The following is a 14,710-nucleotide window of genomic DNA, read 5'->3' as shown; positions in this document are numbered from 1 at the left end:
ATGGCGGCTCGCGCGAACCGCCATCACGGAACTTTCCCGTGTCGGGAGGGTTCGCCCTCAGCCGACCGACGTGTCAGCCGACCGTCGCCGGTTCGTCGACGAGGGTGAGCGCACCGGCAGCGGCGAGGTCCGCGATCTCCTCGGGCGTGAACCCGGCCGAGGCGAACGCCTCCGCGGTATGGGCGCCCGCCTTCGGGGCCGGCTCCGGGGTCACGTACGGTGCCGGGTCGGACTGCCAGGAGCCCACCTCGCCACCGGCCCAGCTCGCCCCACCGAGGGGCGCGAACCGCGGAGCCGGGCCGGGCTGGAGGGCGCCGGCGGCGTCGCGGTAGAAGACCTCACGCGCGGTGTTGTGGGGGTCTCTCTCCGCTTCCTCGAAGGTGAGGATCGGGAAGAGGCAGGCGTCCGCGCCGTCGAAGATCTTCTCGAGTTCGGCACGGGTACGGCTGCCGATCGCCTCGGTGAAGACCTCGCGGATGGCCGGCCACAGGTCCTTCCGGCGGTGGTCGAGCTGCCCGAGCGGGGCCGGGAGTGCGTCCTCGACGTCGACACCGCGCACGAACTCGGCGAAGAACTGCGGTTCGATGCATCCGAGGGACACCCACTGGCCGTCCTTCGTCTCGTAGCGGTCGTAGAACGGCGCGCCGGAGTCGAGCATGTTCGTGCCGCGTTCCTCGTTCCACATGCCCATCGCGGTGAAGCCGTGCATCATCGCCCACAGGACGTTCGCACCGTCGATCATCGCGGCGTCGATGACGGATCCCTCACCCGTGCTCCGCGCCTTGAGGAGCGCCGCGAGCATCCCGATGACGAGGACCTGCCCGCCGCCCCCGAAGTCGCCGACGAGGTTCGCGGGGAACTGCGGGCCCTCTCCCGCCCGTCCGAGCTGGTGGAGGACACCGGCGGAGGCGATGTAGTTCATGTCGTGCCCGGCGACCTGTGCGCGCGGGCCGGTCTGGCCGTATCCGGTGACGCGGCCGTACACGAGGGACGGCTTGCGCGCCATGACGTCCGCCGGTCCCAGGCCGAGGCGCTCGGCGACTCCCGGACGGAACCCCTCGAGGACGGCGTCGGCGGAGTCGATGAGGCGGAGGACCGCCTCGGTGGCACCGGGCTTCTTGAGGTCGACGACGACGGATTTCTTGCCGCGGTCGAGCACCGGGCTGTTCGGTGCTTTCATCTCCGCGGGGCGCTGAAGGCGGATGACCTCGGCACCGAGGTCCGCGAGCACCATGGACGCGAAGGGACCGGGCCCGATCCCGCCGAGGTCGACGATCCGGAATCCGGCGAGAGGGAGGAGGGCGGCGGTCGGGGACGACGCGGGTGCGGACTCCGGCGAAGAGGGGGCTGCGGTCACGGGTATCTCCTTTGATACGGGTGAGGTGTTCGGGTGGGACGGAATGCGCACATTCCTGAACGATTGATAAGTTGACCCTAGAACCGTGCGCCGGTTCGGACAAGGGCCGCGCACTCGCAATGAAACTCCACCCGCTCCTCCCGGCCCACGCCGGGCCACCGGCGCCCGGGCCGCACCCGGCACGCCGAACCCGACTCGTCGGACGTTGTTCGCCGGGCCTTGTTCGTCGGGGGGAGCCTCTGCACGAAAGGCACGTCATGGGCGCGACATTCTCCTGGAAGCCGCAGATCCGCTGGTCCGATCAGGACATCCTCGGACACGTGAACAATGCACGGATCGTCACGCTCGTCGAGGAAGCGCGCATCAACTGGCTGGTCGGCATGCGCGGGCGGGATTCGATCGGCGCACCCAAGCTCGTCGCGCACATGGACATCGACTACAAGAAGTCGGTCGAGTACGGGCCCGAGCTCGAGATCGTCGTCGGGATCTCCCGCGTCGGCAACACGAGCTTCACCATCAACTCGCGCGGCTACCAGGACGGTGCGCTGTGCTTCGAGGCGAACAACGTCATGGTCACCGTCGACCCCGAGGCCCGGCGTCCCGCCCCCATCAGCGACGCCGACAAGGAGTACCTCCGCACCTTCCTCATCGAGAGCGAGGCGGAGGCCGGAGCTACCGCTGGAGCCGGGGCTGGGGCCGAGGCCGTCGGCACCGCACCGGTCCCCGCCTGATCGCGATTCCCTTCGGTCCCCGCGGTTGAGGTCGCGATTGAATGCTGGATTTCGCCGAAACCCAGCACGGAATCGGGATCTCAACAGTCCCGACCGAACGCAATCGCGACCTCGCCGGCATCGAGCACTCAGCGCCTCGGGCCGCCTCACATCGCCATGAAGGGGCTCTGACCGAAGGGCAGGAGTTCCTCGATGGCCGCGCCGACCTCGAAGACGGACCGGTCCTGGTAGGGATGGCCGACGACCTGGACGGAGGTCGGCACACCGGAGTCCCCCATGCCGCTCGGGAGAGCGAGGACGGGGCAGCGGTTGTTGATGTTGAACGGGATCGCCATGTGCGCGCCCCAATAGAACTCGAGGCGTCCCTTCGGCCGGTCGAGCCCGTCGAGGAACATGTTGTCGGCGGGGAGGAACCCGGCGGCGGAGGTCGGGGTGAGGAGGACGTCGAAACCGTCCATCGCCTCGGCGAGCTGCTGCTGGATGCGCTGCTCCATCACGAGGGTCTCGTACAGCCCGAACTCCTGCGCCTTCGCGGTCGTGTACTCGTAGAAGTGACGCGCATAGGGCTCGAGGTCCGGCAGTTTCTCCGGGCCACCGGCGAGCGCGAGGAAACTCGGGGAGAGGATGTGCCCGTAGTGCGCGCTCGAGACGTCATTGAGGGTCTTCGCGTCGTAACCGACCTCGACCTCGACCACTTCGGCACCGGCACCGCGGAGCGCCTCGACGACGGTGAGGAGGTTCGCCTCGACATCGGGGTCGACGTCGTAGCACCCGAGGTCACGGCTGAAGGCGATGCGCTGCCCGGCCATCGCGGAGGCCCCCGCGTAGGTGGTCGGCAGCGGCGGTTCGGACTTGAGGGAGATCTGATCGCCCGGCATCTGCCCGACGATGAGGTTCGTCGCGTACGCGGAGTCCGCGACGGTGCGGGCGAGGACGTGCTCACCGCGGTACCAGTCGGCGACGGTCGGGCCGGCACCGGGCACGCGGCCGAAGGGCGTCTTGAACCCGACGAGACCGTTGAATGCCGCCGGGACGCGCGTGGATCCCGCGATGTCCGAGGCCGTCGCGAGCGGGCCGAACCCCGCCGCCACCGCACCGCCGGAACCGCCCGAGGATCCACCGGGGCTCGCGTCGAGGTTCCACGGGTTGCGGCTCACGCCCCACATGCGGGTCTGGGTGAAGGTCGCGCAGGAGAACTCGGGGTTCGTCGTACGAGCGAAGGGGATCGCACCGGCCGCCTTGAGGCGGGCGACGACCGGGTTGTCGACCTGCCCCATGATCCCCTCGCGAGTGAGGGACCCGCGCGAGTTCTCGTAGCCGGCCATCTCCTGCTGTTCCTTCACGAGGAGGGGCACGCCGAGGAGAGGGGGAAGGGCCGAGGCGTCGGGCGCCTCGACGTAGGCCTTCTCGGCTTCCTGCGCGCCGGCGCGGGCGGGTTCGTAGAGCTTCTCGCACACGACGTTCGTCTGCGGATCGAGGCGGTCGATGCGCTCGATGTGGGCCTCGAGGAACTCGACCGGGGACACCTCCTTCGCACGGAAAGCGGCAACGGTCTCCAGCAGGCTCAGGTGATGCAGTTCACTCATGGGCCCGATCCTGCCACGGGGATGTGACGCACACGTCACGCGCCGCCTGACGGAACCGCCTGCAGGTGGAACAATCGCGGATGGGAGGATCGGGGGAGCACGACGCTGCGACCTGCGCGTCGACCACGAGTCGGACACGAGGCACACGACGGCGGCAGGGGCCGCGGAGAGGGATCGATGACGGAACGGGGGTCCGCACCGATGACGGAACCGGTATCCGAACGCAGGCGCGCGCGGCACGTCACCGTCTTCCTCGACGTCGACGGGGTCCTCAACTCCTTCCCGGTGCCGCGCCGACGGTTCTTCCTCGAGGGCCGGCGGAAGGCGCGGGCGTGGAACTTCGAGCTGCATTTCCGCCCGAAGGTCGTGAAATGGCTGGAGAAGCTCGCGCGGACCCGGTTCGTCGACATCGTGTGGCTCTCGACGTGGTCGTACCGCTGTTCGACGGAGATCGAGCCGAAGCTCGGGTTCACCGGCCACTACGAGGTCCTCCCGATGCCCGACGACACCTTCAACCGCTACGCCGGCGACCCCCACCGCTGGTGGAAGGCCCGCGCGGTCGAGGACTGGATGGCGTCCCATCCGGGGGACCGCATCGTATGGATCGACGACGACCTCGCCGCCCCCGTCACCCGCGCCTACTTCGCGGACACCTATCAGAACCGGCTCCTCATGATCGCGCCGCGGTTCGTGTACGGGCTCGGCGAGGAGCACTTCCGGCAGATCCACGACTTCACGTACCCCCGCCCGGCGGACACCCCACGCGTCGACGCCGAGCCGATGACGGGGCCGCCTGCCGCGGCCGGTTCGTCCGCTGCGGGTTCGACCGCTGCCTGTTCGGCCACCCACGGTCCCTCCCTCGCCGAGGCGCCCGCCGGCCCGGACCCCCGGGTCGCCTCCCGGCAGGGCGAGTCCCGCACCTGACCCGCGCGAACGGCGTGTGTCCGTGGCTCGTGAGAGAGTATCCGGTGTTCCGGGGCGGACCGGACGGGATCGGAGAGTGATGGCGGAGAGCGGGATCCCGCAGGACGAACTTCCCTTCGTCGACAGCGGTGACATCAAGTCCTTCGTCGGTCGTGCCGCGTACGAACGCGGCCGCGCCTACGCCACGGAAGGGCGCGTCACCGATGTCGGGTTCGACTCCACCGTCGCGAAGCTCTCGGGCCGCATCGCCGGGTCCGGAAGCCGCCCCTACGTCACTCATGTGACGCTCGATCCCACGACGGGGCGGGGCCGCACCGCCACACACGTTCCCCTGTCATCCGTCTGCTCGTGCCCCGTCGGCTCCGCGTGCAAACACGCGGCCGCTCTCCTCGTCCACACGAATCTCCTCGCGCTCGAGCAGTCGCTCGCGCGGGCGACGAGGATGCCGTCGCAATCGGCGCAGGGCACGGCCAGCGAGGACGGGGGCGGAGGCGCGGACTCCCCTGGCAGGGTCTACGTGACGGACGCCAGTGGTGGGGTCGGAGGTGCGGATTCCGGTGAGGGATCAGCAGGTCCCGGCGGCGCCCTGGCCGAGGGACGGCAGGACGCGATCGACCACCTCGCGCGGGTGCTCGCCGGGAGGGCGGACGAGGAGGCGGAGCCCCGGCTCCCGGAGGCCACCGACGACGTGGACCGCTCCCGCCCGGCCTCCTCGTGGCGGACCGCTCTCTCCGTCGTCTCCCGCTCGCACGAGCAGGGGTTCCAGCCACTCGGGCTCGGCTTCGAGCTCCGCGCGCGGCCGCAACGTTCCTGGTGGGACCGGTCGAAACCCGAACACCTCACGCCCGCGGACCTTGCTGCAGGGGTTCCGTTCTCGCTCCTCCTGCGGCCCATCGAGAGATCGACCGCGAAGACCGGGGGGTGGATCAAGGGCGGACTCACCTGGCGGCAGTTCCTGCACCTCGACGGCAGCGGCCGGCACGACCGTCGCCACGCCGAACTCTTCTCCCAGTTCACGGCCCTGCAGAACGCAGGCCGCCTCGGTGAGGTGGGCGAACCGGACACGATCGCCCTCGACGGATTCTCCTCTCCCCTGCTGTGGCACCTGCTCGACCAGGCCCGGCGCCTCGGGATCGCGTTCATCGGCATGGGCCACGTGGCGACGGTGGCGATCGGCACCCGCGCGGACGCAGTCCTCGACGTCCACCAGGACTCCCCCACCGCCGTGCTCCGGGTCGAACCCGTCGTCACGATCGACGGGGACCGCTTCACCGCCACCCGGCCCATCGGACAACGCGGTTTCTACGCGGTCGAACCGAGCGAGATGAGCGGTACCGGTTTCGGGATGACCGGGCGGAAGTCCTCGAAGGGCACGGGGGCCGGCGGCATCGACCTCGTGCTCGCACCGACCGCCGAACCCCTCTCCCCGGAGTTCCGGCACTTCCTCCAGAACACCCGAGCAGTGGAGATCCCGCCGGAGGACACCGAGGAGTTCCTCCACGGGTGGTTCCCCCGGCTGCAGTCGACCGTGAACGTCACGAGCACGGACCGCAGCGTGAAACTGCCCGAGTACGTGCCACCGGATCTCCACCTGCGGGCGCGGTACACGGCGAAGGACCGCAAGGACGGCACCGTCCTCGACCGGCTCTCTCTCACGTGGAGCTGGCACTACCACGACCCCGACCGCACGCTCGAGATCGGCTTCCAGCCCGGCGAACGGCGGGACACCGTCCGTGAGAAGGAGGTCCTCGAGGCCGCCCGCGCCGTGTGGGAGGCCGCCGCGACGCGTCCGCAGCACGACCTCGAGGGCATCGAGGTCGCGGAGTTCACCGAACGGGTGCTCCCGGAACTCGAGAAGGTCCCCGGGCTCGTCGTCGACGTCGAGGGCGAGCGCAAGGAGTACCAGGAGCTCAGCGGCACGCCGAACGTCCGGGTGTCCGCCGCAGGCACGGACGACAACGACTGGTTCGACCTCGGCTTCGAGGTGACGATCGACGGCAAGAACATCCCGTTCTCCGTGCTCTTCGCCGCGCTCGCACAGGGTCGCACGAAGCTCATGCTCGTCGACCGCACGTACTTCTCGCTCGAGCACCCGGCGTTCGACAAGCTCCGCGCCCTCATCGCGGAGGCCACCGCGATGGGCGAGTGGGAACCCGAGCAGCCGCAGATCAACCGCTACCAGCTCGCGGTGTGGGAGGACCTCGAGGACCTCGCCGACGAGGCCGTCGCCACCGAGGAGTGGACCCACTCGCTCGAGGCGCTCCGGTCCTTCGACGGGCTGCCGGAGACGCCCGTGCCCGCCGGACTGCAGGCGGACCTCCGTCCCTACCAGATCACCGGGTTCCGGTGGCTCGCGTTCCTCGCCGAGAACCATCTCGGCGGGATCCTCGCCGACGACATGGGCCTCGGCAAGACCGTGCAGACGCTCGCACTCGTGGCGCACATGCGGCAGCGGGCCGCCGAGGCGCCGGCGGAGTCGGAGACCGAGGCGCCGGCGGAGTCGGAGACCGAGGCGCCCGGGGCCTCGGTCGAGCAGGGCGCCGACGCGCCGGAGGGCCGGGCGTCCGGGGCGCCGCCGTTCCTCGTTGTCGCGCCCACCTCGGTCGTGGCGAACTGGAAGCTCGAGGCCGCGAAGTTCACTCCCGACCTCGACGTGCGGGTGCTCGACACGACGAGCCGCAAACGGGGCGCGTCACTCGCGGAGGAGACCGCGGGTGCGGACCTCGTCGTCACCTCGTACGCGATCCTCCGGATCGACGCGGAGGAGTTCGCGGAGACGCCCTGGGCCGGGCTCGTCCTCGACGAGGCACAGTTCGTGAAGAACCGGACCTCGAAGGTGCACCTCGCGGCGAAGGGTGTGAAGGCACCTTTCCGTCTCGCGATCACCGGTACCCCGATGGAGAACTCGCTCTCGGACCTGTGGTCGCTCGCGGCGATCACCGCCCCCGGCCTGTTCCCCTCGTTCGCCCGGTTCAAGCAGGAGTACATCCTCCACATCGAGGGCACCGACAAGGAGGGCGCCGGTGAGCGGATGGCCCGCCTGCGTTCGCGCATCCGTCCGTTCATGATGCGCCGGACGAAGGACCTCGTCGCCGCCGACCTGCCGGAGAAGCAGGAACAGGTGACGACGGTCGAACTCGTGCCCAAGCACCGGAAGCTCTACGACCAGGTGCTCCAGCGCGAACGGAAGAAGGTCCTCGGGATCCTCGACGAGGACATGGAACGGGCGAAGTTCATCGTGTTCCGCTCGCTCACGCTCCTGCGGATGATGGCGCTCGATCCGGCGATCGTCGACCCCGAGCACGAGGGAATCCCCTCGAGCAAGCTCGAGGCGCTGCTCGTGCACCTCGAGGAGATCCTCGCCGAGGGGCACCGGACCCTCGTGTTCTCCCAGTTCACCTCGTTCCTCGGGAGGGTCGCGGATCGCCTCGACGATCAAGGCATCCCGTACGCGTACCTCGACGGGTCGACCCGGGACCGGGCCCGGGTCATCGAGGAGTTCAAGTCCGGAGAAGCGCCGGTGTTCCTCATCAGCCTCAAGGCCGGTGGGTTCGGGCTCACTCTCACGGAGGCCGACTACGTCTTCCTCCTCGACCCGTGGTGGAACCCGGCGGCGGAGTCCCAGGCGATCGACCGGACGCACCGGATCGGGCAGACGAAGAACGTCATGGTCTACCGCCTCGTCGCGGAGGACACGATCGAGCAGAAGGTCCTCGCCCTCCAGCAGAAGAAGGCGGAGATCTTCGACGCGCTCATGGACGAGGGTGCGACCTTCTCCCAGGCGATCACCGCCGACGACCTGCGCGGCCTGTTCGAGAACTGAGGGAGCGATTTCCTGTGGTCAGGGCGGGTGAAGTCCCGATTCCCTGCGGTCGGGGCCGCTGAAAGAGCGATTCCGTGCTGGATCTCGGCGAGATCCGGCACGGAATCGGGATCTCGAGCCCGTGGACGCCGGGAATCGCGACCTCGAACCCGGAGGCGCGGGAATCGCGATCCGGACGCGGCGGGCGCAGGAATCGCGATCCGGGCGCGCCGGCCTCGGTGACGCGCGAAGCGTGCGCCCCTCAGGTGTCCATGTCACCGGAGGGGCCGCGACCTCCCGAGGACGAGGGCCGACCCTTCTCCACGTCCTCCGCCGTGAGCGGACCGGTGCCGGTCGGCCGACCCGTGCCCGCCTCGGGGTCGTTCCCGAAGGCATTGCAGGCCTCCGCACCGAGCGGTTGCTGCTCGGTGCCGGGGACGAAAGCGAGCGCGATCATGCCGATCGCGAGGACCGCGTGGAGCCAGTTGTCGGCGGCGTTGAGCGGGACGAAGTTCGCCGGCGAGTCGTGCGGGACGAAGATCCCGTACAGCAGGAGGACCGCGTAGACGATGCCTCCCCAGAACAGAAAGGCCCGCGAACACGTCGAGTTCTGTGCGGCGATGAGGCCGACGGCGCCGAAGAGCAGATGGACGGCGTTGTGCAGCACGGACACCTGGAAGAGGCCGAACAGCATCGCCTCCGAGTGCGGGCCGGCGAGGTGGAGCGTGTGGCGGTCGGCGGTCACTCCGGGCAGGAAACCGAGAATGCCGACGGCGAGGAAGACAAGAGAAACGACGAGCGTGACGATCTGCCGAGCAGAAGTGCGGTACTTCATGATTCCTCCTGAATCTGGATTCGGGTGATGCTCCTTCTTCGGTGAGTGGTGCGGTCGGTGTCGCCGATCAGGCGGTTCCGGGCCGGATTTCCGCACGATCGACGACAGCGAAGGGGATCAGGGCGCCTGTTCCTCGGGGATCGCCTCGACGGGGACGATGACGATGTCCTCGACCTTCCAGTCGAGGTCGACGCACGCCTCGCGGGCCCGGCGCAACTCCCCGAGGTCCGGCATGCGGCCGCGGCGGGGAACGACGAACACCTCGGCGTGGAAGACGTGACCCTCGTCGCGGACGCGGCTGCGCACCTCGAGCGCCCAGGGCTGCCGGGCGACGGTCCGTTCGATCTCCTTGACGAGCGGGTGCGGCTCCTCGTCGTCGTACGTGCGCGCCCGCGCGTCCATGAGGGCGGACATCGCGCCCTTCACGTTCTTCACCCCGTCGCTGATGATCGACAGGGAGACGAGGCCGGCCGCCGCGGAGTCCGCCCACCAGAACCCGAGGCCGATCCCGAACACCCCGATGACGGTCGCGAGGCTCGACATCCAGTCGGCCTTGTTCATGTCCGCGTCGGCGGCCAGCACCTTGTTGTGCAGGGTTTCCGCGAGCGGCAGTTTGAGCCGCCCGAACACGACCGGGGCGATCGCGGTGACCGCCATCGTGAGCATCATGAACCAGCCCAACCAGATCGGTGTCCCGAACACCTCGACCGTCCCGATACTCGGCTTCTCCACGGTGACGAGATTGAGCACGGATTCGACGAGGAGGTACGCGCCCATCGCGAAGAGGGCGACCGCGGCCACGAGGTGCCCCACCGCGACCGCTCGGTGGAACCCGAACGGGAAGTTCCGGGTGGGTTTCCGGCTCGCGGTACGCACGGCCACGAGGAAGGCGATCGGCGGCAGGAGCGACAGGATGTCCTCGAACAGCGAGGTCTTCATCGCCTGCGAGTTCCCGACGACGAGGCTCATGAGCCCGATGACGACGACCGCCGTGCCGAGCCACGCCCATTGGAGCCGGATCGCACGGCGGAGCGCCCGCCGCTGCTTCTCCGGCAGTTCGGTGTGGCCGAAGGACCGGCCCTTCCCGGAGCCGGCGGAGCCCTCTCCCCCGGCTCCCCCGCCCGAGGCGCCCTTCCGGTCCCCGTGTTCTCCTCCGGTGAGCAGGTGGTGGGTCATCGTTTCACCTCCATGCCTTCGGGGACCGGGATGTCGGTGGTCGAGAGATAGGTCTCGAGGTCGACGAGGAAGGCGTTCTCCCCGTTCTTCACCGCCATCACGTGCTTCATCGTGTTGCCCTCGGCGTCGACGGTCGTGAGGTAGGCGCGGGTGAGGCCGAGCTTCTGCTTGTACGGGGTCTTCGCGTCGAGGCCTCCGGCGAGGAGGTCGATCTGCCCGTCCTCGAGGCGGGGCACGAGTTCGCTCTCGCTGCCGGTCACCCATTCCACGTCCGCGCCGAGTTCCTCGGCGAAACCACGGACGAGGTCCGGTTCGGGACCGGTGGGTTCCCCGGCGGGGGCGCCGTTCCCGGTCGTGCTGCTCGCACCGGCGCTCGTGTTCCCGGGACCGGGGTCGGTCTCCGCCCACGGAGCGTAGTCGAGGACGCCCACCCGGAGCGTGCCGCCGGCGACGCGGTCGGCGGTTCCCTCGGAATCGCGCGGGATCTGGGAGCAGGCACTCATGAGGAGCGAGAACACGAGGACGAGCGCGGCCGTGCCGAGGGAACGCGCCAGCCATCTCATGACGGGTCCTCCTCCGCAGTCCCGGCACTGTGGCGTCCACGACCGTCGACGGGGCGCTGCCTGTCGCCGGGGACATCCTCCGCAGGCCTCCGCCGGGAGGCGGGAGTCCCGTCCTCCGGATACTGCCGGGAGGTGGGGGCGTCCGCGTCGGACGTGGCGCCTCGGGCGGGGGCGTTCGGGTCCACGCTCCACGGGGTGCGGGCCGGTTGCCGGTCGAGGCCGGGCACGAGCGCGGCCGTGATCATCGTGACGGCGAGGCCGAGGTGGAGCCAGTTGTCGGCCGTGTTGAGCGGGACGAGGTTCGCAGCGGAGTCCACCGGCACGACGAGGCCCCAGATGACGAGAACCGCATAGAGGAGCCCGCCCCAGAGGAGGTAGACACAGGCGAAGAGGGACCGCTGGGCGGCGAGGAACGCGAGGAGGCCGTACGCGAGGTGCAGCCCGTTGTGGAGCAGGGACACCTGGAACAGACCGAGGAAGAGCGCACGGGAGTCGGGCCCGGCGAACTCCATGGTGTCGTGATGGGTGGTGATCCCGGGGAAGAACCCGAGGATGCCGACGACGAGGAACACGAGTCCGTAACCGAGGACGATCCACTGGCGGATCGAGGTGCGGTAGGGGCGGAGGGAGTTCGGCATGGTGTCCTCCTGTCCGGTTCGACGATTCGTTGCGGATGGGGTGGTGGATGCGTGATCAGGAGAGGGCGAGCGGGATGGCCTCACGGACGACATCGACGAGTTCACCCGCACGGTGGTGGACCTCGCGTTGGAGGCCCGCGCCACCCCGGGTCGTCCAGAGGCGTTCGAGTTCGGTATCGACGAAGTCGTCGTCGCCGGCCTCGGCGAGCGCGAGGCGAACATGGTCGACGAGAGCGGCGACCACCACCTCGGCGGAGCGGGGCCGGTGCTCACGCGGATGGAGGAGATCCCCGGAGAGCCCGAACTTGCTCGCCCGCCACGAGGCCACCCGCAGGACCTCCGCACTCACCGGGTCCGCGGGGGTGCCCGCGCGCCACTCGCGGGCGGCGGTCTCGACGAGCGCGCGGACGAGGGCGGCGAGGAGGACGGTGGTACGGGCGTCGAGGGATCCGTCCATGACCCGCACCTCGACCGTCGGGAAGTTGTTCGACAGGCGCACCGGGAAGTAGATCATCGCCTTCCCGTGGACGACGCCCGTGTTCACGAGGTTCTCGACGTGGGTGTGATAGGCCTCCGGTGTGCCGAAGAGCTCCTGGTAGCCGGTCGTCGGGAGCATCGAGAAGAGCTGGCTGCGGAAGCTCGCGAAGCCGGTGACGGAGCCGTTCCAGAACGGTGAGTTCGCCGACAGGGCCAACAACGGCGGCAGCCAGGCACGGATCCGGTCGATGACGCCGACCGCCTCGGCATCGGACTCGACGTCGACGTGGACGTGTGCGCCGCAGGAGAGCTGATTGCGGCCGATGACCCCGTACTCCGCGGTGATCTTCTCGTAGCGCTCGACGGGCACGGTTTTCGGTTTCGTCCGCAGTGGGGTCGTCCCGAGCGAGACGATGCGTGCGTCGTGTTCCTGCGCATAGACGTCGACGATGCGCCTGCGGGTGTGGAGTTGCTCGAGCGCCTCGGAGATGCTCGCGGTCGGGTCCGTGCGGATCTCGAGCTGGTCACGCTTGAGTTCGCGGGTGAGCCAGCTGTCGTCCTCGTGTGCCGCGCAGATCGTGTCGCCGACCTGACGGGTGCTGCACCCGTCCGGTGACACGAGCAGCAGTTCCTCCTCGATCCCGATCGTCCTCATGATCAGCACCTCCTCCTTGCCGTTCGTGTCGCGCGGTCGTGCTGCCCGGGCCTGCGGGGCCGCAGGGGCCGGGGTATCGCGTGGCATTCCGGTGGCCGTGCGACGGGGCAGCTGTGCGGTGGTGCGACTGTCCGACGGAACGTCTTTCCGGTGGACGGCGTGCCGTCACCATAGGCGTGCGGAAGAGATGGACGGAAGGGATTCAGGCCCAAAAGGGCCCACTCTCAGGGAACGTCCAGCCGTGGAGAAGTCGAGGTGAGAGCGGCGGCTCAGCCCTTCGCGGCCGGACCGTAGGTGAGGCGCCGGAGGAGGACCTCGGCAGGGCCCTTCTTCCCGAGCACCTCGAGCACGCACGCGAACACCATCGTGAGCAGCCAGACAGCAACCGCGTACGCCGCCATCGTCGCACTCGTGAGATCCGCGCCGAGCCCGAGGCCCCACGCCGCGAGCACCGGCGCGCACAGCACCGACTGCAACAGGTAGCAACTGAGCGACCGCTTGCCGACGGCGACGATCGCCCACGTGAGCCCACGCGGACCCGGGTGGGAGCCCGAGGCGGGACCCGGGTGGAGGCCCGAGGCGGGAGCCGGGAGCGGGCCCGAGGTGCCGCCGGACGGATCGGTGGCCCGCGCCTCGGCGGCGTCCCGCTCTTCCGCGCGTGCGGTCGCACGTCGGCTCAGCGCTCCGCCGAGAAGGCCGAAGAGCGCCGCATACCCGGCGCCGGCCGCCATGCCCGTCGTCGTGTGGACAAAGGTGTCCGGCATTCCGTACCAGTCGAGGTCGAGGACCCCGAGGTGCCCGAGCGACCCCGGCAGCGCTCCGATCCACCCGATCGCGATGCCGACGAGAGCGGTGGTCCACAGGAGCCGACGGTGGCGCGCCGGGTCCTCGAGGATGCGTTTCCGCGCCGCCCACATGCCGAGGAGCATCATCGTCGGCACGGTGAGCATGAGGACCTGCATCGGAAGGGCGATCGCGAACTGACCGACCCGCCACAGCATCGCGAGGAGATAGTTCTCCATCCCGATGTCACCGATCGGTGTCGTGATCTCGAGGCCGGCCGTACTCGGATCGGTGAGCGGAACTCCGCCTGTCACGTCCGTCGGGATCGCGGCAAGAAGCGCGAAGAGTCCCACGAACCCGAGAGTGCCGAGCACCTGGAGACCGACGAGACAGAGGACGACGATCATCATGACCTTGTCCGAAGCGCGCAGGAACAATGCCGCGAGGAGCAGCCCCGCCAGACCGTACGCCCCGAGGATGTCGCCCGAGAACAGCAACAGTGCGTGAACGAAACCGAAGAGGATGAGCCATCCGTTCCGTTTGAGCAGGAGGCGCCGGGCACCGGACTCGCTCGTCCCACCGGCGACCTGACGGGTGAACAGTTGGATCATGCCGTACCCGAAGAGGAGGGCGAACAACGGGTAGGTGCGAGCGTCGATGACCGTGTGGACGAGGAACTGGACGAGGGAGTCGAGGGGTCCCTCCGCCTCGGGGTGCGTGCTCATGAGGTCGGACCGGTTCGCCGCCCAGAGGTACACCGGCGTGTTCGCGAGAGCGATGAAGAGCAGGCAGAGGCCACGCGCGAGATCCGGGGCGAGCACACGCTCGCGCGCCCTCACCGGCCCACGCCGCACCTTCGGGTCCGGTTTCACGTACACCACCCGAGGCGCCCCGTACCCGGGCGCCGGAGCCCGGGTGGGCACAGGGGCGTGGGCGGGCACAGGGGTGTGGGCGGGTGCGTGTGCGGGGCCGGGCACCTGCCCGGGCGCCGGAGGTACGAAGCGGGAGGGCGCCTCGGGCGGGGAATCCCAGCCCTGCCCAGCGGGGTGCGGAGCCGTCGGCGGCACGTGCTGGTGGGGCTCCGGCGGGCGCGAGGGGTGGGGAGGAACGACGGGCGGGGTGGGGTCCGACATGTCGTCAGCCTATCGGCAGGCTCCCGCCCGCGCCGTGGGGTTTCCCACCG

Annotated in this window: 11 protein-coding genes; 3 read left to right on the top strand and 8 right to left on the bottom strand. The window is 69.6% G+C overall.

The window, feature by feature from the left end:
- Positions 1–73 precede the first annotated feature (73 nt).
- Entirely contained in the window at positions 74–1,357 is a 1,284-nt protein-coding gene (locus ABD172_RS13980; RefSeq protein WP_344310620.1) for a CaiB/BaiF CoA transferase family protein, read from the bottom strand.
- Positions 1,358–1,614: 257 nt separating this feature from the next.
- Between ABD172_RS13980 and ABD172_RS13975 the strand changes: the two genes are divergently transcribed.
- Complete coding sequence (locus ABD172_RS13975; RefSeq protein WP_344310619.1) at positions 1,615–2,088, top strand: acyl-CoA thioesterase; 474 nt, start codon at positions 1,615–1,617, stop codon at positions 2,086–2,088.
- 146 nt (positions 2,089–2,234) lie between these two features.
- Here ABD172_RS13975 and ABD172_RS13970 read toward each other — a convergent pair whose 3' ends face one another.
- The gene (locus ABD172_RS13970) at positions 2,235–3,674 is read right to left on the bottom strand and encodes an amidase (RefSeq protein WP_344310617.1); all 1,440 of its coding nucleotides are present in this window, start codon (positions 3,672–3,674) and stop codon (positions 2,235–2,237) included.
- Between the two features lie 201 nt (positions 3,675–3,875).
- Here ABD172_RS13970 and ABD172_RS13965 point away from each other — a divergent pair, with 201 nt between their 5' ends.
- Both ABD172_RS13965 and ABD172_RS13960 read left to right on the top strand, forming a co-directional pair.
- A complete protein-coding gene (locus ABD172_RS13965) occupies positions 3,876–4,598 on the top strand; it encodes an HAD domain-containing protein (protein WP_344310615.1) in 723 nt (240 codons plus the stop codon).
- A 79-nt stretch (positions 4,599–4,677) separates the two neighbouring features.
- The gene (locus ABD172_RS13960) at positions 4,678–8,421 is read left to right on the top strand and encodes a DEAD/DEAH box helicase (protein ID WP_344310613.1); all 3,744 of its coding nucleotides are present in this window, start codon (positions 4,678–4,680) and stop codon (positions 8,419–8,421) included.
- A gap of 241 nt (positions 8,422–8,662) precedes the next feature.
- Here ABD172_RS13960 and ABD172_RS13955 read toward each other — a convergent pair whose 3' ends face one another.
- From ABD172_RS13955 to ABD172_RS13930, 6 genes are all read right to left on the bottom strand, one after another.
- The gene (locus ABD172_RS13955) at positions 8,663–9,235 is read right to left on the bottom strand and encodes a DUF4383 domain-containing protein (RefSeq protein WP_344310611.1); all 573 of its coding nucleotides are present in this window, start codon (positions 9,233–9,235) and stop codon (positions 8,663–8,665) included.
- 117 nt (positions 9,236–9,352) lie between these two features.
- Entirely contained in the window at positions 9,353–10,411 is a 1,059-nt protein-coding gene (locus tag ABD172_RS13950) for a cation diffusion facilitator family transporter (protein ID WP_344310609.1), read from the bottom strand.
- On the bottom strand, positions 10,408–10,974 hold the full coding sequence (locus ABD172_RS13945) for a transporter substrate-binding domain-containing protein (RefSeq protein ID WP_344310607.1): 567 nt from the start codon (positions 10,972–10,974) through the stop codon (positions 10,408–10,410). The genes ABD172_RS13950 and ABD172_RS13945 overlap by 4 nt, the downstream gene beginning before the upstream one ends.
- Positions 10,971–11,612, bottom strand: a complete 642-nt coding sequence (locus tag ABD172_RS13940) for a DUF4383 domain-containing protein (RefSeq protein ID WP_344310606.1) — start codon at positions 11,610–11,612, stop codon at positions 10,971–10,973. Before ABD172_RS13940 ends, ABD172_RS13945 begins: the two co-directional genes overlap by 4 nt.
- A 55-nt stretch (positions 11,613–11,667) precedes the next feature.
- Positions 11,668–12,744 carry a carboxylate-amine ligase gene (locus ABD172_RS13935; RefSeq protein ID WP_344310605.1) on the bottom strand — a complete coding sequence of 359 codons (1,077 nt, stop codon included), beginning with the start codon at positions 12,742–12,744 and terminating at the stop codon, positions 11,668–11,670.
- Between the two features lie 269 nt (positions 12,745–13,013).
- On the bottom strand, positions 13,014–14,660 hold the full coding sequence (locus tag ABD172_RS13930; RefSeq protein WP_344310604.1) for a DUF418 domain-containing protein: 1,647 nt from the start codon (positions 14,658–14,660) through the stop codon (positions 13,014–13,016).
- Positions 14,661–14,710: the final 50 nt, after the last annotated feature.

Origin of the sequence: Brevibacterium samyangense (genome assembly GCF_039529845.1) — a bacterium.
GTDB lineage: Bacteria > Actinomycetota > Actinomycetes > Actinomycetales > Brevibacteriaceae > Brevibacterium > Brevibacterium samyangense.
This window is presented reverse-complemented; position numbering and strand designations above follow the sequence as displayed.